19 protein-coding genes are annotated in these 20,666 nt (G+C 58.7%); 11 read left to right on the plus strand and 8 right to left on the minus strand.

Annotated features, from left to right (window positions below):
* Positions 1-61 precede the first annotated feature (61 nt).
* Positions 62-589, plus strand: coding sequence for an inorganic diphosphatase (gene ppa / locus EHN06_RS17685; RefSeq protein WP_127333819.1), 528 nt, complete (start codon positions 62-64; stop codon positions 587-589).
* 87 nt (positions 590-676) lie between these two features.
* Here ppa and EHN06_RS17690 read toward each other — a convergent pair whose 3' ends face one another.
* Positions 677-1,729: a DUF2333 family protein gene (locus EHN06_RS17690; RefSeq protein WP_127333820.1), complete on the minus strand. Its 1,053-nt coding sequence runs from the start codon at positions 1,727-1,729 to the stop codon at positions 677-679.
* A gap of 18 nt (positions 1,730-1,747) precedes the next feature.
* Positions 1,748-3,742, minus strand: coding sequence for an EAL domain-containing protein (locus tag EHN06_RS17695; protein ID WP_127333821.1), 1,995 nt, complete (start codon positions 3,740-3,742; stop codon positions 1,748-1,750).
* Between the two features lie 197 nt (positions 3,743-3,939).
* On the opposite strand from EHN06_RS17695, the gene EHN06_RS17700 reads away from it, so the two are divergent.
* Entirely contained in the window at positions 3,940-5,553 is a 1,614-nt protein-coding gene (locus tag EHN06_RS17700) for a diguanylate cyclase (RefSeq protein ID WP_127333822.1), read from the plus strand.
* A gap of 7 nt (positions 5,554-5,560) precedes the next feature.
* Here EHN06_RS17700 and EHN06_RS17705 read toward each other — a convergent pair whose 3' ends face one another.
* Both EHN06_RS17705 and EHN06_RS17710 read right to left on the minus strand, forming a co-directional pair.
* Positions 5,561-6,553 (minus strand): DUF6976 family protein, encoded by a 993-nt coding sequence (locus EHN06_RS17705; RefSeq protein ID WP_127333823.1) that lies wholly within the window; start codon positions 6,551-6,553, stop codon positions 5,561-5,563.
* Entirely contained in the window at positions 6,546-7,274 is a 729-nt protein-coding gene (locus EHN06_RS17710; RefSeq protein ID WP_127333824.1) for a hypothetical protein, read from the minus strand. Before EHN06_RS17710 ends, EHN06_RS17705 begins: the two co-directional genes overlap by 8 nt.
* Before the next feature lie 344 nt (positions 7,275-7,618).
* On the opposite strand from EHN06_RS17710, the gene aroQ reads away from it, so the two are divergent.
* From aroQ to purD, 9 genes are all read left to right on the plus strand, one after another.
* Entirely contained in the window at positions 7,619-8,059 is a 441-nt protein-coding gene (gene aroQ / locus EHN06_RS17715; RefSeq protein WP_127333825.1) for a type II 3-dehydroquinate dehydratase, read from the plus strand.
* A 29-nt stretch (positions 8,060-8,088) separates the two neighbouring features.
* Entirely contained in the window at positions 8,089-8,556 is a 468-nt protein-coding gene (gene accB, locus EHN06_RS17720) for an acetyl-CoA carboxylase biotin carboxyl carrier protein (protein WP_127333826.1), read from the plus strand.
* A gap of 18 nt (positions 8,557-8,574) precedes the next feature.
* A complete protein-coding gene (accC, locus tag EHN06_RS17725) occupies positions 8,575-9,921 on the plus strand; it encodes an acetyl-CoA carboxylase biotin carboxylase subunit (protein WP_127333827.1) in 1,347 nt (448 codons plus the stop codon).
* Positions 9,922-9,928: 7 nt separating this feature from the next.
* On the plus strand, positions 9,929-10,825 hold the full coding sequence (prmA, locus tag EHN06_RS17730; RefSeq protein WP_127333828.1) for a 50S ribosomal protein L11 methyltransferase: 897 nt from the start codon (positions 9,929-9,931) through the stop codon (positions 10,823-10,825).
* Between the two features lie 62 nt (positions 10,826-10,887).
* Positions 10,888-12,141, plus strand: a complete 1,254-nt coding sequence (locus tag EHN06_RS17735) for a DUF3426 domain-containing protein (protein ID WP_127333829.1) — start codon at positions 10,888-10,890, stop codon at positions 12,139-12,141.
* A gap of 215 nt (positions 12,142-12,356) precedes the next feature.
* Positions 12,357-13,355, plus strand: coding sequence for a tRNA dihydrouridine synthase DusB (gene dusB, locus EHN06_RS17740; RefSeq protein WP_127333830.1), 999 nt, complete (start codon positions 12,357-12,359; stop codon positions 13,353-13,355).
* Entirely contained in the window at positions 13,352-13,669 is a 318-nt protein-coding gene (fis, locus tag EHN06_RS17745) for a DNA-binding transcriptional regulator Fis (RefSeq protein WP_127333831.1), read from the plus strand. Before dusB ends, fis begins: the two co-directional genes overlap by 4 nt.
* 84 nt (positions 13,670-13,753) lie before the next feature.
* Positions 13,754-15,334, plus strand: a complete 1,581-nt coding sequence (purH, locus tag EHN06_RS17750) for a bifunctional phosphoribosylaminoimidazolecarboxamide formyltransferase/IMP cyclohydrolase (RefSeq protein WP_127333832.1) — start codon at positions 13,754-13,756, stop codon at positions 15,332-15,334.
* Positions 15,335-15,454: 120 nt separating this feature from the next.
* Complete coding sequence (gene purD / locus EHN06_RS17755; RefSeq protein ID WP_127333833.1) at positions 15,455-16,741, plus strand: phosphoribosylamine--glycine ligase; 1,287 nt, start codon at positions 15,455-15,457, stop codon at positions 16,739-16,741.
* Positions 16,742-16,861: 120 nt separating this feature from the next.
* Here purD and EHN06_RS17760 read toward each other — a convergent pair whose 3' ends face one another.
* From EHN06_RS17760 to EHN06_RS17775, 4 genes are all read right to left on the minus strand, one after another.
* Positions 16,862-17,233 (minus strand): acyl-CoA thioesterase, encoded by a 372-nt coding sequence (locus EHN06_RS17760; RefSeq protein ID WP_127334493.1) that lies wholly within the window; start codon positions 17,231-17,233, stop codon positions 16,862-16,864.
* A 69-nt stretch (positions 17,234-17,302) separates the two neighbouring features.
* The gene (locus tag EHN06_RS17765; protein WP_127333834.1) at positions 17,303-18,772 is read right to left on the minus strand and encodes an NAD-dependent succinate-semialdehyde dehydrogenase; all 1,470 of its coding nucleotides are present in this window, start codon (positions 18,770-18,772) and stop codon (positions 17,303-17,305) included.
* A gap of 54 nt (positions 18,773-18,826) precedes the next feature.
* A complete protein-coding gene (locus tag EHN06_RS17770) occupies positions 18,827-19,957 on the minus strand; it encodes a zinc-dependent alcohol dehydrogenase family protein (protein ID WP_127333835.1) in 1,131 nt (376 codons plus the stop codon).
* A 33-nt stretch (positions 19,958-19,990) separates the two neighbouring features.
* Positions 19,991-20,665 carry an ATP-binding cassette domain-containing protein gene (locus tag EHN06_RS17775; RefSeq protein WP_127333836.1) on the minus strand — a complete coding sequence of 225 codons (675 nt, stop codon included), beginning with the start codon at positions 20,663-20,665 and terminating at the stop codon, positions 19,991-19,993.
* Position 20,666: the final 1 nt, after the last annotated feature.

Genomic DNA, 20,666 nt, shown 5'->3' on the forward strand with positions numbered 1-20,666 from the left:
GTCCCGTATAATTGCGCCCACTTTTTAAACGCAGTTAAACGTACCTCAGGAAGGATTGCTCATGAACTTCGACAACATCCCGGCAGGCAAGAACCCGCCAGAAGACATCTACGTCGCCATTGAAATTCCGTCGAACAGCTCGCCGGTCAAGTACGAGCTGGACAAGGACATGGGCGCCCTGCTGGTCGACCGTTTCATGGCTACTCCCATGTTTTACCCGGCCAACTATGGCTTCATCCCCCATACCCTGGCCGATGACGGTGACCCCCTCGACGTTCTGGTCGTCACTCCGTACCCGGTTCAGGCAGGCTCTGTCATCCGCTGCCGCCCGGTAGGCGTGCTGAACATGGAAGACGAAGCCGGTGGTGATGCCAAGCTGGTCGCGGTTCCCCACGACAAGCTGACTGCGTCCTACAAGGGTGTGCAGGACGTCGAAGACCTGCCTCAGTTGCTGCGGGACCAGATCCAGCACTTCTTCGAGAACTACAAAACCCTGGAGCCGGGCAAGTGGGTCAAGGTACAGGGCTGGGGCAACGCCGAGGAAGCCAGGAAAGCCATCGTCGATTCGGTTAACGCCTACAAGGGTTAAACGCCGCACTCGCACAAAAAACCGGGCCATGACAGCCCGGTTTTTTTGTGCCTGGATCAGAGCCGGCAGCCCGGCTGTCACGGGGGGTCAGCCCCGGGACAGCAGATCCCGCATGTCACTGATCGCAGCGCTGGCGCGGGACAGGTAGGCCGCCATGGTCAGGGAATGGTTCGCCAGTACCCCGAAACCGCTGCCGTTGAGGATCACCGGACTCCACATAGCGCCCTGAGCGCCTTCCAGCTCGATGATAATCTGCTTCACACTGGCCATGGCATTTTTATCGTTCAACACCTTGCGGAAGTCGACCTCAATGGCCTGGAAAATGTGCAACAGGGCCCAGGAACTGCCGCGGGCTTCATAGAACACGTCGTCGATCTTGGTCCAGGGGGTCTTGACCTCCTCCCCCGTGGCCTCCTCGGCCAGCGGATCATCGGGGTTGATGGTGGCGACCGCCTCCGATACGGAGGTCTTGCCAACACTCTCACCCAGGGTACGGGACAGGCTGCCGAGACGGGTCTCCAGGTCCGCCAGCCAGTTGTTCAGGTTGTCCGCCCGGGCAAAAAACTGGGCAGAGGGCTGGTCCCGACGCGACAGCCGGTCCAGATAGCGATACAGCGCTTCGATACCCCGGCGGTATTCCGCCTCGGTGGAAGGAATGGCCCAGCTGCCACTGTCAAAATGGAACTGGGGTTCCGCCACGATCAGGTCCGGATCTTCCGCCGACTGGCTCTGGGACCGGCTGATATCCTTGCGCATGGCCCGGGACAAATCCCGCAGCTGTACCAGCGCGCCGTACTCCCAGCTTGGCATGTTGTCCAACCACAGCCCGGGCGGAAAGATGTCGTTGGAAATATAGCCACCGGACTTGTCCAGCAGGGTTTCCGCAACACGGATCATGGTCACGGTGGTGGCAAACCCCGCCACCGGCTCCCGATCCATTTCAGAAGCCACGGCGCGGGTATGCTCCCGCACCGAAAAGGTGTCCGGCTCGCTGCTCCAGAACATACCCAGTATCACCGTTACCAGCAGATACACGCCCAGTACAATGAGGATGAATTTACCAATCACACCGCTTCCATCGGTGTAATCCTGTACATCGTCCTTACGATCCCTGAAATACTGTCTGATTCTGCCCGGCATCGGTTACTCAACCCCCTGTCAGTTATCGTTATCCGCCTGGAACGGCCGGCCCAGATGGTACCCCATCGCACCATCCACACCCAATGTACACAAGACCTTGTATTCTTCGGCGGTCTCTACGCCTGTCGCGAACACTTTTACCCCCCGACTATGGGCGATTGCCACCACAGACTCCAGATAAAAGCGGTTTTCTTCATGGCTATCAATACCATGAATAAAGCTGTTATCAATACGAAGGCCCTGGAACCTCAGATTCCTCAGGTAACTGAAAGGTACGCCGCCGACCCCGAAGCGGTCCACCAGGACCGCCACATTGAGCCGGTTCAGCGCTCGCACCAGCAAGCCGACCGCCGTCCGGTGATGGTGCACGGTTTGTTCCGAAATACCAACCCAGAGGCGTTCACGCGCAGGCCCGGCCGACTCCAGACGCTCAATCAGGTCTTGCCGGAACGATTCACTGGCAACGGAGGAAGCCCCCAGGGTCAACGCCAGACTCGACTGTGGTTGTCGTTCAAGCAGAAGAAGCGCATGACGCGCCACCAGCCGGTCAATGTCCGCGATCATATCGAAGCGCTCGGCGATTGGCACAAACACCGCAGCCCTGAGCTCACCCTCATCGCTCTCGATACGTGAAAACACCTGATGATAGACCAGATCGCCATTGCCGTTGACCACCATGGGCTGCAGCCACAGTGACAAACGGTCCTGATCAATGGCACGGCGGATTATCGCGCGCCAGGTTTCCAGATTGTGATGACCGGTCCGCTCCGGGTCCGCCGCGTAGCACTCGGTCTGGGGACTGGTCTGAGCCTGTCGCAGCGCCTCATCCGCTGCGGTCATCAGTTCCCGTGCATTCCGGCTTTCCAGCGCCTGAGCCACGCCAGCGTGGACCATCACCTCCATGGGGGATGCCCGGTCAGCATACACACCATCCAGTTCTTCGATCAGTTGATGACACCAGACAACGCCATCTGCCTGGGTCACTCCGGGCAAAAAAATGGCGAATTCGGCACCACTTCTACGGCCGGCAAATGCGCCCGTGTGGGCCCGGACAAACTGATTGATAACGCCAGCAATACCCAGAAGCAAACGGTCACCTTCACTACGGCCATAGGTCTGGTTGTACAGAGCAAAGTCGTCGAGCTGTATCAGGAACAATACCCCCGGAGCCGCCCGCTCCTCCGATTCCACCTCAACTTTCAGGCGCTGATCGAAGGCACTGCGGCTGGCCAGCCCGGTGACGCTGTCTTCATTACTGACCCGCCGCAGGTGTTGAATCAGTTTCGCCTGTCCCTCGAACAGGTCGCCGAGGTCATCCGCCATCTGGTTCATCGCACGGGTGACCTGGTTCAGGTCACGAGTAGAATTTATCTCGACACGCTTGCGAAAGTCTCTTCGCCCCAGCGCCTCGGCCTGCTTTTCCAGCGCTTTCAGCGGCTTGAGCAGCCGTCTCACCATCCAGAACAACAACAATAATCCGATGGTGCCAACCACCATGGTTCCGCCGATCATCCCTATGGTCACATGCCAGAGATCGCGATAAGCCCGCCCCGGGTGACTGACGACTTCCACATACCCGAGACGGGACCAGCCACGCACCACCTCCGCCTGCCCCACAGGCAAAGGCAAGTCCGCCAATGACACAAACCAGGACGGTACACCGGCACTGGACAGCCTCGCCTGCCGGCCTGCGATCCATTCACCCTGATGATCGAAATACACCACCGACAGGTACCTGCCACTGTCAAAAACCGAGTCAATCAATGATGCAGACGCCACAGGATCACGGCCATCAATGGCGTTGGACAGCGACAACCCCACCGCGGTCGCCCCGTCGCGGGCATGCCCCTCCAGTTGATCCGACACATAGTCCCGGAAACGATCAAAGCTAAAGGCAAGGCTGGCCAGCAGAATCAGCAGCAGCAAGCTGCCGGTATAGAGCAATAGCAGGGAACGAAGGGAAATCAGCCCCCTCTGGTGAAAAGGCATAGCTAGAGACTGCATCCGTGCCATAACTGGCGGCCTCCGGGGCCTGTCTGACCCTGAATGATGAGGTTCTGCCGGGACACTGATGTGATCTGCCCCGCAGAGTTGACAAACATTTACATTGCATGATCTACGCCGACAACACTAAACACTATAGACTCTGTGGAGGACTCGTGTCCCGGAGAGGGGCGACTCAGTAACGAGAAAAGGCAGGTCGGATTACAATGAACGATGAAAGCCAGAAAGAGAAACTCAGACAACACTTTGCCCGCCGCGTAACAACACAGGCAAGAGTGGTGCTCGACACCTGGCAGAAAATTCATGGTAACAACCAGCAATCCGCCGCCTTTCGCGGGGACTTCATCACCGCCACGGACAAACTGGTCCGCTATGCCCAGCGCTTCGAAATGGCCGGCCATTCCGATGCCGGCAAAAAGGTACTGACGCTCCTTGAAGACTGGCCGACCGGAGAGAACCTTCCGGAAGGCCTGGAACGGCAGCTGCAGGATGCCATAGAGCTCCTGTCTCGCAACACACTTCGCCGAACCGATGAAAACACGGCGGATACCCCCCGGCAGTTTCGCCGGACGCCGGTTTATATTGCCCTGGCCAATGATGAAATGGCCAGGCGGCTGATTCGCCAGCTGGAATTTTTCGGTTTCCGGGCCTCGGCATTCAGTGACGCCGACCAGCTTATTGAAGCCTGCGCCCTGCACAAGCCCGAAACCATCCTGATGGACGTCAATTTCGGTGATAAAGCCAACGCCGGAATCGCCACTATCGAGTGCCTGCAGGAACGCCATGACACCCCCATCCCCGTCATCTTCATGAGCGATGAGGATGGCACAATCGAAACCCGCCTGCGGGCTTCCCGCTGCGGAGGTGAAGAGTTCTTCTATCCGGCGGTCGACCCCGGCCAACTGATCGAGAAAATCGAAAGTTATACCCATGGCAACACGGTGGAGCCATACCGGGTACTGGTGCTGGACGACTCCCGCGCTCAGGCCAAGTTCATGGAAACCGTCCTGAAAAAAGCCGGCATGAAGGCCCACATCATTACCGACCCGATGCAGATTATTCATGCACTGGAAGAGTTCTCACCGGAAATCATTGTCCTCGACATGTACATGCCCGGATGCACCGGCATGGAGATCGCACGGGTGATCCGCCAGCAGGACAAACTGCACAGCGTTCCCATCATCTATCTGTCCGCCGAGGAGGACGTTTCCAAGCAGCTGCACGCCATGAGCCTCGGGGGCGACGACTTCCTGACCAAACCCATCGATCCCAAACACCTGGTCGCCACCATTCACAACCGCGGACGACGTGCCCGCTCCCTGCTGGCTCTGATGATCCGGGACAGCCTCACCGGCCTGTACAACCACACTCACACTCTCCATCTACTGGATCAGGAGATTGCTCGCGCAAAGCTGAAGGAGACATCCCTATGCTTTGCGATGATCGACATCGACTATTTCAAGAAAGTGAACGATACGTTTGGCCACCCGATCGGCGATCGCGTGTTACGCAGCTTGTCCATGTTCCTCAAACAGCGCCTGCGTAAGACCGATCATATCGGCCGCTATGGCGGAGAAGAATTCGCCATCATTCTGCCCGACACCCGGGAAAGCGATGCCCGCAACGTGCTCAATGAAATCCGTGAGCGCTTCTCGGAACTGCAACAGCCCGCCGGCGACCGGGATTTCAATGTCACGTTCAGTTGCGGTGTGGCAGCCTGGACCGGCGACAGCTCCCAGGCCCTGTGTGAGCGCGCTGACCGGGCACTGTACAAGGCCAAGGAACTTGGCAGGAACTGTGTGACGGCGGCCACGGACTGACGCCCGGTCAGTCCCGTTCCAGCGTCAGATACACCGCTGTCTGATTCAGCAACTGATAGGCGACCTCACCAAAGGTGATCGGCCCCGTCAACTGGCCGGTGCGTTGCCCTTCCAGATTCGAGTCCAGATAGTTCAATATGCAGTTGCAACTGAACAGCACCTCACCGGAATCCTCCGGCATAGCGGCCAGAAAAGCCTCGGGGTAATTGTCCACCGGTTTGGCGAATCGATAACGAACCCCCTCGAAAACCGGGGCATAGAATCGGACAGATCTTTCCTGTGCATCCACCGCCTGAATACTGACATTGACCAGTGCTCCACAGTAATCCGCCACCAGCGGCCCGCGCCTGTCGGTGCCAGACGCCTGCAGGGTATCCGCGAGGTTGCCCGGCTGACCATCGATCAGGCAGTCTTCCGCGGAGAACCCCGTGGCGGCAAATTCCAGCTCCGGTCCATCGCCCGCCTCGAACAAGTTGACCGTGTGCACCGTAACGGATTCATGCTCAGGCAACTGGACATGCAGGACAACAGCCCGATCGGTAAACAGATCGCCGGTACGACCATCCACCACGGCTGCACTGACCTGCCCTAGCTCCGCCACATGCACGCCGGATACCCAACCCGCTATTGGCTTGATAAACATATCGAAGTAGGTGGGCGCATAGCGCGCATAGTCTTCCAGTACCCGACTACCGGCAGGCAGGATAATAAGGGAGTAGCCATGTTCGGGGGCGTCCTCCAGGACATGGGGAAGATGGTCGCCATCATAGTTCCTGATCGACGCTCCGACTCCATGCAGGCATTGGACATAAACAAAATCCCGGCTACACAGGCCGCCCTGACTGGCGACAAAATAAGGTGTCGTTCCGCCAATCCAGTTGCCTTTCGGCAGCGCCAGCAACAGCTCCCGGTCACCGGCGATACTCAGCGCCGCACCGGAATCAATCAGCGCCGATGCCTGGTCCGGCGTCATCAGTCCGTTACGGGAACCGTCACTCATAGCTGCCTGCCTCTGTCTGGCTACGGAATTTGTCCAACTGGGCAATTTCATCACCCAGTTGCTTTTCATGCCGGATAAAGAAACGCCGGACCGCATTGACCCGTATGATTTTCGCATCCTCGCTGGCCAGCCTTGAAAACTCCTGACGCGTCCGGGCCAGCAGCAATTTCAGGCCCAGCATGTTGGCGTGGAATGGCTGCTCTGACTCCAGCAGATTGAACCAGACCGGATCGCCGGTGGCAGGAATGGCTTGCCGCGCCGGCTCTGCGTCTTCCTCATCAGACATCTGTGATGCCAGCTTGCCACCAACATCGGGAAACTGCCCCTCATTGATCCCATGGCGGATCTGCCAGGCAAGATAGACATCAATGCCCAACAACTCGCAAATCTGACGATACCCGAGGCCAGCCTGAAGACACTCAATCACCTGTCGCGCCAGACCATGGGTGTAATCCTGTCCCACACTGCCCAGGAACGGCTGGGACTCGTTGGCGATGCCCCCTTCATCCGGCAACGTGGCGTGGATGTATGTCTTGTAAGTGCCCACGTTAATGTGCCGCCAACGCCACTTGTGCTGTTCAAATGGCGAGCGGCCGAACCAGGGTTTGCCGGTGGTCAGATAGACATGCAGCTCCTGACTCTGAACATCCACCCGCACCCGGGAAATGCCCCAGGGCTCCTGTAACACCAACAGTCTTTTGCATAGTTCGGTGTCTCGCATGAAGTCCTCCCTGCTCCGGCAGTATCAGAAACCCCGAGTCTGGCAGCAGAGAGAGGCGTTAAAAAAGTACACTTCAGCCGGAGATCGGCACCACTTCCGTCGTAAACCGAACTTGTTAGACGATGGTCTAAAAGGACTGCCAAACCGTCGGAAATGAAACAAACGTCTTATGGACGTGTGGCCGGCACCCTCCGACAATGATTCGCAATGTGAGAGTTATCCGCCATCACATCCGGAACGTCGAAATGTATTGATCCGAAAGCCATGAGCACGCACCATGAATGGAAAATGACGCCATTTTCGGCGATCCTGTAGAAAATAATGGAAACAAGGCACGTATCATCATGTCGACTATACTCGTACTCCATGGCCCCAATCTGAACATGTTGGGCACCCGGGAACCGGAGCTGTATGGCCATGAAACCCTGGCGGATATTGACGACCGGCTTCACCAGCAGGCAGCAAAACAGGGCCATCACCTGCTGCACCTGCAGTCCAATGCGGAGTACGAACTGATTGAGCGAATCCATGATGCACGCAATGAAGGGGTGGATTTCATTATTATCAACCCGGCGGCATTTACCCACACCAGTGTGGCCCTGAGGGACGCCTTGCTGGCATCGGGTATACCCTTTATCGAGGTGCACCTTTCCAATGTGCATGCGCGGGAAGCGTTCCGGCATCACTCCTATTTTTCCGATATCGCCGAAGGCGTTATCTGCGGGCTGGGCAGCCAGGGGTACGACCTCGCACTTCAGGCCGCCCTGCAGCGAATTCACCGATAGACCACAGACAATACGGGACTTAACTGACTATGGACATTCGTAAAATCAAGAAGCTGATTGAGCTCCTGGAGGAATCCGACGTCGAGGAGCTGGAGATTCACGAAGGTGACGACTCCGTTCGCATCTCCCGTCGCGGTGAACAGGCTGCCGCCACTCAGTACATGGCCCACTACCCGGCGCCCAATCCTGCTCCGCAGCCTGCTCCGGCCGCCGAAGCTCCGGCACCTGCGGCCAGCGAAAGCGCAACCCCCGCTGCGCCCTCCGGTCATACCGTCAACTCACCCATGGTCGGCACCTTCTATCGCTCACCGTCGCCGACGGCCAAGGCCTTCGTGGAAGTCGGTCAGGAGGTCAAGGCAGGTGAAGTGGTCTGCATCGTAGAAGCCATGAAAATGATGAACCAGATCGAATCAGACAAGAGCGGCACCGTCACCGAAATCCTGGTGGAGAACGGTCAGCCAGTAGAGTTCGACCAGCCTCTGGTCGTCATTTCCTGAACTCGGTGATTGCACATCATGGCTATGTTAGAAAAAGTTCTGATCGCAAACCGGGGAGAGATCGCGCTCCGCATCCTTCGCGCCTGTAAAGAGTTGGGGATCAAGACCGTCGCGGTACACTCACAGGTCGATCGTGACCTGATGCATGTTCGCCTTGCGGATGAATCCGTGTGTATTGGCCCGAACAGCGCGACGGACAGCTACCTCAACATCCCCACCATTATCAGTGCGGCGGAAGTGACCGATTCTGTCGGCATTCACCCGGGCTACGGTTTCCTGGCCGAGAACGCCGATTTCGCCGAGCAGGTAGAGAAAAGCGGCTTCCGCTTCATCGGCCCGAGAGCGGAGACCATTCGCCTCATGGGCAACAAGGTGTCTGCCATTAACGCGATGATCAAGGCGGGCGTACCTACGGTTCCTGGTTCCGACGGTCCACTGACCGACGACGAGGAGCGCACCCTGCGCATTGCCCGTGAGATCGGCTATCCGGTGATGATCAAGGCCGCGTCCGGTGGCGGTGGCCGTGGCATGCAGGTGGTTCACTCGGAAGCGGCACTGCTAAAGGGTGTCCAGATTACCCAGAGCGAAGCCCGCAACGCCTTCGGCGACCCGACGGTCTACCTGGAAAAATTCCTGGAGCATCCACGGCACGTCGAAGTTCAGGTGCTGGCTGACATGCACGGCAACTGCATCCACCTGGGGGACCGCGATTGCTCGATGCAGCGCCGCAACCAGAAGGTAATCGAAGAGGCGCCGGCTCCGAACATCAACCCGGAATCCCGCGAGCGCACACTCAAGGCCTGCGTGGACGCCTGCAAGGAAATCGGTTATGTGGGTGCAGGCACCTTCGAGTTCCTGTACCAGGACGGCGAGTTCTACTTCATCGAGATGAACACGCGGGTCCAGGTGGAACATCCGGTCTCCGAGATGGTCACCGGTGTCGACATCGTGCGCGAGCAGCTCCGCGTTGCCAGCGGCCTGCCCCTGCAATACACCCAGGACGATATCCGCATTTCCGGTCACGCCCTGGAATGCCGGATCAATGCCGAAGATCCCAAGACGTTTGTTCCCAGCCCGGGCAAGGTCAAGCACTTCCATGCCCCTGGCGGCAACGGTATCCGGGTCGACTCGCATCTGTACAGCGGCTATACGGTGCCCCCGTACTACGATTCCCTGGTGGCCAAACTGATCACCTGGGGCGACGATCGTGAGATTGCCCGTCGGCGGATGAAGAACGCCCTGGACGAACTGGTTGTCGAAGGCATCAAGACCAATCAACCCCTGCATCGGAAACTGGTACGCGATGGTGGCTTTAAACAGGTAGACTTCACCATCCATTACCTGGAAAAACTGATGCGGGATTGAACCACACATGCCCTGGATACAACTTCAGATCCCGGCTGATCCGGACAACGCGGATCAGCTGGAAGATCTGCTCATGGAGATGGGCGCCGAAGCCGTCTCCATGGAAGATGCAGCCGACCAACCATTATACGAGCCGGACCCCGGCACCACCCCCCTGTGGCACCAGACCAGCGTCACCGGCCTGTTCGACTCCGAACGGGACATCGACCAGTTATGTGCCGCTGTCACCGATGCCTGGCATCAGCAGACCCAACAGTCGTTACCGGAGATTGCGGTGACCCTGGTGGAAGACAAGGACTGGGAGCGTGCCTGGATGGACGACTTCCAGCCCTTGCAGTTCGGCGCACGGCTGTGGATTGTCCCCAGCTGGCATGACGCTCCCGATCCCGACGCTGCCAACCTGATGCTTGACCCTGGCCTGGCTTTTGGCACCGGCACTCACCCTACCACGGCGCTGTGCCTGCAGTGGCTGGACGGTCAGGACGTGCAGGGTAAGCAGGTCATCGATTACGGTTGCGGCTCCGGTATTCTCGGCCTGGCGGCGCTGTTACTGGGCGCCGATCACGTGATCGGTGTAGACACCGATCCACAGGCACTCGAAGCCAGCCGCGACAATGCCCAGCGCAATGGCGTCGAAAACAGCCGTCTGGACCTGTACCTGCCCGAGCACGAGCCCGATACCCGCGCGGATATCGTTCTCGCCAACATCCTGGCCCAGCCGCTGATCGGACTGGCATCGCACCTGGCTTCCCGGGTCAAACCCGGCGGTGACCTGGTGCTGTCCGGCATTCTGTCCAACCAGGCACGGGAGGTCATGGCGGCCTATGAGCCCTGGTTTGTAATGGATGAACCCGAGCAACAGGAAGAGTGGATACGACTCACAGGACGACGCAACGACAGGTGACGAATCCACTGTGAACGACTAAACTCCGTGACTCGTAGCGAAGTCGCTTACAGGAACAAAGCATGACCCAAAGCAGCCTGCAGACACGATGCCCTAATTGCGATACCCGGTTCCGGGTAACGGAAGAGCAACTCAGTATTGCCAAAGGCAAAGTGCGCTGCGGAAACTGCATGGAAGTCTTCAACGCCATCGAGCACCAGGTAAAACCCGCAGCGCCGGCAGCACCGCCGCCACCCACCTCGCCCGCGTCATCGGACGCGGAATCCACCGATTCCGCCAGCGGCTTCTCAGCTGACGATGATTTTGTTTTCGCCGACAATCCGGAAGAGGACGCAGTTGAGGGGCGATACGCCGGCTCCCGGATGACCTTCTCCGAAGACGAGCTCAGTGACAGCTTTCGTTCCATTGAAAAAGGCTCCGAATCGGAATTCGAAGCCGAAGACAATCGTACCGACGATGATATCGATGAAAGCTGGGCCGAAGCCATGCTTGTTGACGATGACATCAGCGGGGGACATAGCGGCATATCGGCCACCCGTGAGCCCGAGCCATGGACAGAGCCCTACAACGAACCCCAACCGGAAATCGAACCGTCTGTCCGGTCTGGCGCGGACCTTGAGCCCGGGGAGGATCAGACGCCACCCGAGGATACACCGGCCACGCCGGCCAATACCGCCCTCAGCCTGGAGCCCACCAGGGACCATCAAGAGACGGCGTCTATCGAAAGCCCCGTAGCAGAGGAAGCTGAACCGGAGGAGCCGCTGACAACACACCGCCCCTACAGTGACCTCCGGCGGGAACCGGTGTCCGTACATCGCGGCTCCGGCGGACGACTGCGCACGGTATTGTGGAGCCTGACGGTACTGGCACTGATTGGCGTACTGGTGGCCCAGGTCGTCTGGTTCCAGTTTGACCGCCTGTCTGCCATTCCTGAACTGAGACCTTTTTACGAGAAAGGTTGCGAACTGGCCGGCTGTGAACTCAAGCCTCTGGTCGACGTAGACGCCATCCAGAGCCGCAAACTGGTGGTTCGGACCAATCCCGACAACCGCAGCCAACTGTTGGTGGAAGCCGTGATTATCAATCGGGCAACGTTTTCTCAACCTTTTCCAGCCATTGCCCTCACCTTCTCCAACCTGAACGGCGACGTGGTCGCCCAAAGCGTATTCACTCCGGATGAATACATTGCCGGCGAAGGTCATCAATTGTCAGCCATGCCAACGGACACACCGGTGCGAATTGCGATCAGCATCCGGGATCCGGGCAGGGATGCGGTGAACTACAACATCGCCTTCCGGGCCTACAACCCCGAGTAAGCCAGCATTCACTTGCTAACCGCGGCAGACGCCATCGAACAGACTAAAAGTCAACCAGAAAGCACGAAAAATAATCAATTTTTTCACCTCCTTGCCCCTTCAATCGCTGGCGTCCCGGCGGTATCATTACCGCCCTTCGGATCAGGATCGGTCACTTATTGAGCAATCGATCTGCTCCGATCCTTGCTTGAACCGCTGTGACACGGACTCAGATCATGCTGCCAACGGCAAAAATCGGGCCGTACACGTTGCCCAACCCGCTAATCGTTGCCCCCATGGCGGGTGTGACGGATCGCCCGTTCCGCCTGCTGTGCCGGAAGATGGGCGCCGGGCTGGCCGTATCGGAAATGGTCATAGCGGACAGCAAGCTCTGGCACACGCGCAAATCCAGAACCCGCATGAACCACGCGGGCGAACCGGAACCCAGATCGGTTCAGATTGCCGGTGGCGATCCCGAGATGCTGGCCCACGCCGCGAAACTGAATGCCGAGTACGGCGCCCAGATCATCGACATCAACATGGGCTGCCCGGCCAAGAAAGTCTGTAACAAGGCCGCGGGTTCCGCACTGATGAAGGACGAAGGTCTGGTCAGAAAAATTCTGGAGGCCGTCGTCGCCGCCGTGGACATCCCGGTCACCCTGAAAATGAGGACTGGCTGGGACCGGGATCATCGTAACGCGCCGCTGATTGCACGGATGGCAGAAGATGCCGGAATTCAGGCACTGGCTGTTCACGGTCGCACCCGGAAGGACGCCTATAAGGGCGACGCCGAGTACGACACGATTGCGGAAGTGAAATCCCGCGTCAGCATCCCGGTATTTGCCAACGGTGATATAACCTCACCAGAGAAGGCAAAACAGGTACTCCAGCACACCGGTGCCGATGGTTTGTTGATTGGCCGGGCAGCTCAGGGCCGGCCCTGGATCTTTCGGGAAATCCTGCATTTCCTGGAGACCGGAAAACACCTGGCTCCCCCTCCGCTGGCTGAGGTGGAGCAGATCCTGACGCAACACCTGGATGCCCTGCATGAGTTTTACGGCGACTTCATGGGTGTGCGCATTGCCAGAAAACACGTGGGCTGGTATCTGCAGTCCCACGAGGAGAGCAAACAGTTCCGCAAACGCTTCAACGCCCTGGACGAGGCGACGGAGCAAAGAGACAGTATTCAACAGTACTTTGCAGGCTTACGAAATGGAGAGGTATTCGCAGCATGACCGCTGAGACTTTGGCAAACGACAACCTGAGCCCATCCGCAAACGATGACATTCATCAGTTGCAGACGGTGAACAGCAGCGGCAACAGCGTCACCCTGCGTGACAGCGTCGAAGTTGCCCTGAAGAACTACTTCGCCCAGTTGGACGGAGCACCGGTCACAGAGGTGTACCAGCTGGTGCTGTCCGAAGTGGAGGCACCCCTGTTGGAGCAGGTGATGAAATACACCCGCAACAACCAGACCAAGGCCTCCACCATGCTGGGACTGAATCGCGGCACCCTGCGCAAGAAGCTGAAGCAGTACGGTCTGCTATAATCCAGCTACCCGATTGAAACGAGGGCCTCCCGGACACCATTCGCGAGGCCCTTATTCGTTCATCTCCAGCAAAGAATATGACCCATGGCAAACCAGGCTAACACCCCCGTCCGTCGCGCGCTGATCAGTGTCAGCGACAAATCCGGCATCGTCTATTTCGGCCGCGCACTGACCGAGCGCGGCATTGAACTGCTCTCCACCGGCGGCACCTTCCGCCTGCTGAAGGAGAACAACATCCCGGTGACCGAAGTGTCCGATTACACCGGCTTTCCGGAAATGATGGATGGCCGGGTAAAGACTCTGCACCCGAAAATCCATGGTGGCATCCTGGGCCGGCGCGGCACCGATGACAGCGTGATGGGGGAGCACGGCATCAACCCCATCGATATGGTGGTGGTTAACCTCTACCCGTTCGAAGACACGGTCGCCAACCCTGACTGCGATCTGCCCACCGCCATCGAGAACATCGATATCGGTGGACCAACCATGGTGCGGGCCGCCGCCAAGAACCACAACGATGTTGCCATCGTGGTGAATGCTTCGGACTACGGCCGGGTACTGGACGAACTGGAAGAAAACGATGGCCAGCTGACCTACAACACCCGTTTCGACCTGGCGGTCAAAGCCTTCGAACATACAGCTGGCTATGACGGCGCCATTGCCAACTATCTGGGCGGCCGCACCCCGGACAACGACAACGCTGACTTCCCCCGAACCTTCAACGCCCAGTTCGTCAAGGTTCAGGACATGCGTTACGGGGAAAACCCCCACCAGCGCGCCGCCTTCTACGCCGAGCGCAACCCGCGGGAAGCCTGCGTCGCCACCGCCAGGCAGCTCCAGGGCAAGGAACTGTCCTACAACAACGTCGCGGATACCGATGCCGCCCTTGAGTGCGTGAAGCCGTTCGCCGATCCCGCCTGCGTGATCGTCAAGCACGCCAATCCCTGCGGTGTTGCCATCGGCGCTGACATTCGCCAGGCCTATGACCTGGCGTTTGCCACCGACCCGACCTCCGCCTTTGGCGGCATCATCGCCTTTAACCGGGAGCTGGACGCGGAAACCGCCAGGGCCATCATTGACCGCCAGTTCGTGGAAGTGATCATTGCCCCGACCATCGCCGCAGACGCGGTGGAACTGGTGGCCGCCAAGAAAAATGTGCGACTGCTCGCCTGTGGCGAGTTCGATGGCGAGCGTGCAAAATCCATGGACTACAAGCGTGTCACCGGCGGCCTGCTGGTGCAGGACCGTGATCTGGGCATGGTGGCCATGGAGGACGTCAAGGTAGTGACTGAGCGGCAACCTTCCGAGCAGGAACTGAATGACCTGCTGTTCGCCTGGGAAGTGGCCAAGTACGTCAAATCCAACGCCATTGTCTACGCCAAGGCCGGACGTACCATTGGCGTCGGCGCTGGTCAGATGAGCCGGGTCTACAGCGCGAAAATCGCAGGCATCAAGGCCGCCGATGAAGGCCTGGAAGTGAAAGGCTCAGTGATGGCTTCGGATGCCTTCTTCCCGTTCCGGGATGGCATCGACGCTGCGGCACAGGCCGGCATCACCGCCGTCATCCAGCCCGGCGGCTCCATGCGCGACCAGGAAGTGATCGACGCCGCCAACGAACACGGCATTGCCATGGTGTTCACCGGCATGCGCCATTTCCGGCATTGATCGATTGGGTGAGCACGGTGTCGGATTACGCCTGCGGCTAATCCGACCTACCTCTAGCCTCAGATTTGAACCGTAGGTCGGATTTAGCCGCAGGCATAATCCGACAATCAGGAACCGACTATGAACATTCTTGTAATAGGCTCCGGCGGCCGCGAACACGCTCTGGCCTGGAAAGCCGCCCAGTCCCCGGTCGCGGACCGGGTATTCGTTGCCCCCGGCAACGCCGGCACCGCCAGGGAAGCCGGTCTGGAAAACATCAACATCGACGTTATGGACCTGGACGGGCTGGCGGATTTCGCCGCAGCGAACAACGTCGGCCTGACCATCGTTGGTCCGGAAGCGCCACTGGTTGCCGGCATCGTCGACAGATTCGAGGAACGGGGCCTGCGAGTTTTCGGCCCCAGCGCCGGCGCGGCGCAACTGGAAGGCTCCAAGGCCTTCACCAAGGATTTCCTGGCTCGCCACAACATCCCCACGGCCGCCTATGCCAACTTCACCGATGTGGATGAAGCACTGACCTATGTCCGTGAACAAGGCGCCCCCATTGTGGTCAAGGCCGACGGCCTGGCGGCGGGTAAAGGCGTGATTGTGGCGATGACCCTGCAAGAAGCCGAAGACGCCATCCGTGACATGCTTGCCGGTAATGCCTTCGGTGACGCTGGCAGCCGGGTGGTTATCGAGGAATTCCTCGACGGCGAGGAAGCCAGCTTCATCGTCATGGTGGACGGCGAACACGTCCTGCCCATGGCCACCTCCCAGGACCATAAACGGGTTGGTGACGGTGACACCGGCCCCAATACCGGCGGTATGGGTGCCTACTCACCGGCCCCGGTGGTGACGGCGGATATTCACCAGCGCATCATGGACGAAGTCATCTATCCGACTGTGCGTGGCATGGCGGCCGAAGGCTACCCGTACAAAGGTTTCCTTTACGCCGGCCTGATGATCGACAGCGCCGGCGCCCCGAAAGTCATCGAGTTCAACTGCCGCTTCGGCGACCCGGAAACCCAGCCGATTATGCTGCGTATGAAGTCCGATCTGGTGGAACTGTGTGGTGCTGCCATTGATGGCAAACTGGACCAGTGCGACTCCAAATGGGATGACCGTGCGTCTGTCGGCATTGTGCTGGCCGCCGGTGGCTACCCCGGCAGTTACAATAAAGGGGACGTCATATCCGGGCTACCGGAATCCGAAACCGCCGGCGAAAAAGTCTTCCATGCCGGCACCCGGCTCAATGGCGATCAGGTGGTCACCAACGGTGGCCGTGTATTATGCGCCACGGCCCTCGGCCAGACCGTCACGGAGGCCCAGCAGCGTGCTTACGAGGTAGCGGCAAGGATCCAGTGGGACGGTATGTTTTATCGCAAGGACATTGCCTATCGGGCCATTGCGCGGGAGAAATCCTGACCCTGTCCGATGGAATGACCTCCCGAAAAAGCCCGGTATCGCCGCAATGCTGTTCCGCTTAAGTGAACAGCATTACAGCATCGCCGGGCTTTTTGATGCCCCCAGTATTCAAGGCCCGAATCAGGCAACCAGAATACGCTCAAGCGCCGCACGAATCCTTGCCGGGATCGCAACAGCACGATCCTGTTCACGATCAACAAACACGTGAACCACCTGACCGCATGCGACCACGTCCACATCGCCTTTCCTGAACAAGCCCAGTTCATAGGTCACTGAGCTGTTTCCAATCTTGATCACCCTGAGCCCGGCATCGAGTACGTCCGGATACGCCACCGGTTTCCTGAACTGACAGCTGGAGCTGACCACGTATCCGACCACCGGCGAATTATTGATATCCAGTCCACCAACCTCAATCAGGTATTGGTTGATGGTGGTATCAAAGTAGGAATAGTAGGTCACGTTATTCACATGACCATAAACATCGTTGTCCATCCACCGGGTGGTGATCGGGTACAGAACGTCAAACTCGCCTCGTTCCACAGATTTCTCCGCTTGCCAGTTTTATTGCATGCCACCAAGGCACAGGTATTTCAACTCAATAAACTCATCCAGTCCGTAATGTGAACCTTCACGCCCCAGCCCGCTCTCCTTGACGCCGCCAAACGGTGCGGCTTCGGTCGAGATAATGCCTTCGTTGATGCCAACCATCCCGGACTCGAGTGCCTCTGCAACGTACCAGATACGCTGGATATTATTGCTATAGAAATAAGCCGCAAGCCCGAATTCAGAGTCATTGGCCATCGCAATGACTTCGTCCTCGGTCTCGAACCGGAACAGGGGAGCCACGGGACCAAAGGTTTCCTCACTGGCGATCAACATATCCTGAGTTGCGCCGGTCAGAATGGTTGGCTCAAAGAAGGTGCCACCCAGGGCATGGGGCTTGCCGCCAAAGGCAATGCTGGCCCCCTTCGACGTGGCGTCTTCAATGTGTCGCTGAACCTTCGCCAACGCGGCCCCGTTGATTAATGGGCCTTGTTGGACCTCACCTTCCAGACCTGCGCCGACAACCAGCTTGCCGACTGCCGCTTTCAGTTTCTCCACGAAGGCGTCATACACGCCGGACTGGACATACACCCGGTTGGCACAGACACAGGTCTGGCCGGTGTTACGGTACTTTGATGCCATCAAACCATTCACCGCTGCGTCCAGATCCGCATCATCAAAGACAATAAACGGCGCGTTGCCGCCCAGCTCCAGGCTGACCTTCTTGACCGTATCACTGGCCTGGCGCATCAGCAGTTTACCGACCGGTGTTGAGCCAGTGAACGATATCTTTCGCACCACAGGGTTAGCGGTAAGCTCTCCACCAACCTCTGCTGCACGGCTTTTGCTGGCGGTGATGATATTGATCAAGCCCGGCGGCACACCCGCCTGCTCTGCCAATGCGGTGATTGCCAGGGCGGACAACGGAGTGTCCTCCGCCGGCTTGACCACGACCGGACACCCCGCGGCGAGCGCCGGAGCCACTTTCCGGGTAATCATCGCGATCGGGAAGTTCCACGGCGTAATGGCGGCCACCACACCAACCGGCTGCTTGATCACGATAATACGTTTATCCCTGCCGTGCCCGGGAATGACATCCCCGTAGGCCCGCTTTGCCTCTTCGGCGAACCACTCGATAAAACTCGCGCCATAGGCAACCTCGCCCCTGGATTCGGCGAGCGGTTTACCCTGCTCTGCCGTCATCAGCCGCGCAAGATCCTCCTGATTCTCCATCACCAGGGTGAACCACTTGCGAAGAATATTGGCGCGCTCCTTCGCCACGGTGGAACGCCAGGCTGGCCAGGCGGCCGCGGCGTCTTCAATCGCCTGCCGGGTATCCTCAACACCCATATCGGGAACGCTGGCAAGGTGCTCGCCGTTGGCCGGATTCACAACCGCAAAGGTTTGTCCGGATCTGGCCTGAACCCACTTGCCGTTGATGAATGCGCTCTCCCGTATAAGTTCCGGTTTCGTCAGTTGTACGGACATACTATGCCTCAGTGTAAAAAGTGATCAGAGGATTGATTGACGGGTCATCAGGATCTAGTCAAACAACACGACCTGACGAACAGCCTCGCCGGAAGCAAGCCTCTCAAACCCTTCGTTGATCTCATCCAGCGTCAGGGTATCGCTGAGCAATTTGTCCACCGGCAGCTTGCCCTGACGGAACAGGGCAACATAACGGGCAACGTCGCGCACCGGCACACAGCTGCCGACATAACTCCCCTTGAGGGTGCGTTCCTCCGCCACCAGACTGACCTGTTGGATAGCCACTTTCTTTTCCGGATGAGCCAGGCCACCGGTGACGGTGGTTCCGCCACGGCGAGTGATCTGGTAGGCAAATTCCAGAGCTTTTTCAGACCCGGCCATTTCAATGGCACAGTCGACACCACCATTGGTGAGTGCCTTGACCTTGTCGATACAGTCTTCTTCGCGGGAGTTGAAGGCGTGGGTTGCCCCCAGCTCACTGGCCAGCGCCAACTTGTTGTCATCCAGATCGATGGCGATCACCTCCCCGGCACCAGCCACCAGGGCGCCCAAAACACTGTTCAGGCCAACACCGCCAAGACCGATCACCGCGACGGTCTGGCCTGCCTTGATGTCGGCGGAGTTGATAGCGGCACCCACGCCCGTCAGCACGGCGCAACCAAACAACGCGGCGTGGTGCAGGGGCAGATCCGGATCGATCTTGACCAGTGAATCCCGGGACACAACAGCATGGTCGGCAAAGGCGGACACTCCCAGATGATGGTTCACCGGGGTGCCATCGGCGCGGTGCAGCCGGTGCTCGCCACTCACCAGAGTGCCGGCGTTGTTGGTTTTCGCCGCCGGCTCACACAGCGCCGGGCGTCCCTCTGCACAGGGTGCGCAGTGACCGCAACTGGGGACGAACACAGCCACCACATGGTCGCCCACTTTCAGGTCACGAACGCCATTGCCAACCGCCTTTACGATGCCGGCCGCTTCGTGGCCGAGAGCCATGGGCACAGGACGGGGACGATTGCCGTCAATCACGGAAAGGTCGGAATGGCACAGGCCAGCGGCCTTGATCTGGACCAGTACCTCATTATCACCGGGAGGGGCCAGTTCCAGTTCCTCAATCACCAGCGGTCTGGTATCCTGGTATGGGCGTTCCACCCCGATAGCTTGCAAAACGGCTGCGCGAATTTTCATGGCGAATTTCCTCAATCGGTTATTGTTTTATGGTCAGGCTGGCGATGCAGACGGATCCTTCCGACCGGCGGATACGGAGCCGCGCTCGATGCGCCAGGTCATGTCCACCAGATCCGCGGAATGGCTGTCATCGGATTCCGCAATCAGCACCGTCAGGCCTTCGGCCCGCAGATCGGCAATGACCTCAGACAAACGCCGGGCCAATACCGGTGCGACCCCTTCGAATGGTTCATCCAGCAGGATCAGTTCCCGCCCCGGAATCAACGCCCGGCCCAACGCCACCAGCTTCTGCTGACCGCCGGACAGCTGCAGCGCCTTGCGTTCACCAAAGTCGGCAATTTCGGGCATCAGCGAATACACCCACTTCAGTCGTTCCTCACCATCCCTGATGTTATTGGTCCAGGCCGGCATGAGCATGTTCTCGGACACCGTCAGCTCCGGTATCAGCCTCCGGTCCTCCGGCATGTAGCTGATGCGAAGGCTGGCGCGTTGATGGGCCGGCAGTCTGCTGATGTCCTCGCCCTTGAAGGCGATAGCCCCCCGGGTCGCGGGTAACAGGCCCATAATGGCCCGAATCAGCGTGGTCTTGCCGGCGCCATTATGGCCAATCAGACCGGCCATCTGACCTTCCGGGATACTCAGGTTAACGTCATGGAGGATACCGATGCCCTCAATGGAAACGTCAAGATTGGCAATTTCGAGGCTCATG

It is taken from the genome of Marinobacter sp. NP-4(2019), assembly GCF_003994855.1.
Lineage (GTDB): Bacteria > Pseudomonadota > Gammaproteobacteria > Pseudomonadales > Oleiphilaceae > Marinobacter.

Bases quoted from the DNA above. Each gene is read 5' to 3' on its own strand.
- ppa (WP_127333819.1), top strand. From the start codon at position 62: ATGAACTTCGACAACATCCCGGCAGGCAAGAACCCGCCAGAAGACATC.
- EHN06_RS17690 (WP_127333820.1), bottom strand. From the start codon at position 1,729: ATGCCGGGCAGAATCAGACAGTATTTCAGGGATCGTAAGGACGATGTA.
- EHN06_RS17695 (WP_127333821.1), bottom strand. From the start codon at position 3,742: ATGGCACGGATGCAGTCTCTAGCTATGCCTTTTCACCAGAGGGGGCTG.
- EHN06_RS17700 (WP_127333822.1), top strand. From the start codon at position 3,940: ATGAACGATGAAAGCCAGAAAGAGAAACTCAGACAACACTTTGCCCGC.
- EHN06_RS17705 (WP_127333823.1), bottom strand. From the start codon at position 6,553: ATGAGTGACGGTTCCCGTAACGGACTGATGACGCCGGACCAGGCATCG.
- EHN06_RS17710 (WP_127333824.1), bottom strand. From the start codon at position 7,274: ATGCGAGACACCGAACTATGCAAAAGACTGTTGGTGTTACAGGAGCCC.
- aroQ (WP_127333825.1), top strand. From the start codon at position 7,619: ATGTCGACTATACTCGTACTCCATGGCCCCAATCTGAACATGTTGGGC.
- accB (WP_127333826.1), top strand. From the start codon at position 8,089: ATGGACATTCGTAAAATCAAGAAGCTGATTGAGCTCCTGGAGGAATCC.
- accC (WP_127333827.1), top strand. From the start codon at position 8,575: ATGGCTATGTTAGAAAAAGTTCTGATCGCAAACCGGGGAGAGATCGCG.
- prmA (WP_127333828.1), top strand. From the start codon at position 9,929: ATGCCCTGGATACAACTTCAGATCCCGGCTGATCCGGACAACGCGGAT.
- EHN06_RS17735 (WP_127333829.1), top strand. From the start codon at position 10,888: ATGACCCAAAGCAGCCTGCAGACACGATGCCCTAATTGCGATACCCGG.
- dusB (WP_127333830.1), top strand. From the start codon at position 12,357: ATGCTGCCAACGGCAAAAATCGGGCCGTACACGTTGCCCAACCCGCTA.
- fis (WP_127333831.1), top strand. From the start codon at position 13,352: ATGACCGCTGAGACTTTGGCAAACGACAACCTGAGCCCATCCGCAAAC.
- purH (WP_127333832.1), top strand. From the start codon at position 13,754: ATGGCAAACCAGGCTAACACCCCCGTCCGTCGCGCGCTGATCAGTGTC.
- purD (WP_127333833.1), top strand. From the start codon at position 15,455: ATGAACATTCTTGTAATAGGCTCCGGCGGCCGCGAACACGCTCTGGCC.
- EHN06_RS17760 (WP_127334493.1), bottom strand. From the start codon at position 17,233: ATGGACAACGATGTTTATGGTCATGTGAATAACGTGACCTACTATTCC.
- EHN06_RS17765 (WP_127333834.1), bottom strand. From the start codon at position 18,772: ATGTCCGTACAACTGACGAAACCGGAACTTATACGGGAGAGCGCATTC.
- EHN06_RS17770 (WP_127333835.1), bottom strand. From the start codon at position 19,957: ATGAAAATTCGCGCAGCCGTTTTGCAAGCTATCGGGGTGGAACGCCCA.
- EHN06_RS17775 (WP_127333836.1), bottom strand. From the start codon at position 20,665: ATGAGCCTCGAAATTGCCAATCTTGACGTTTCCATTGAGGGCATCGGT.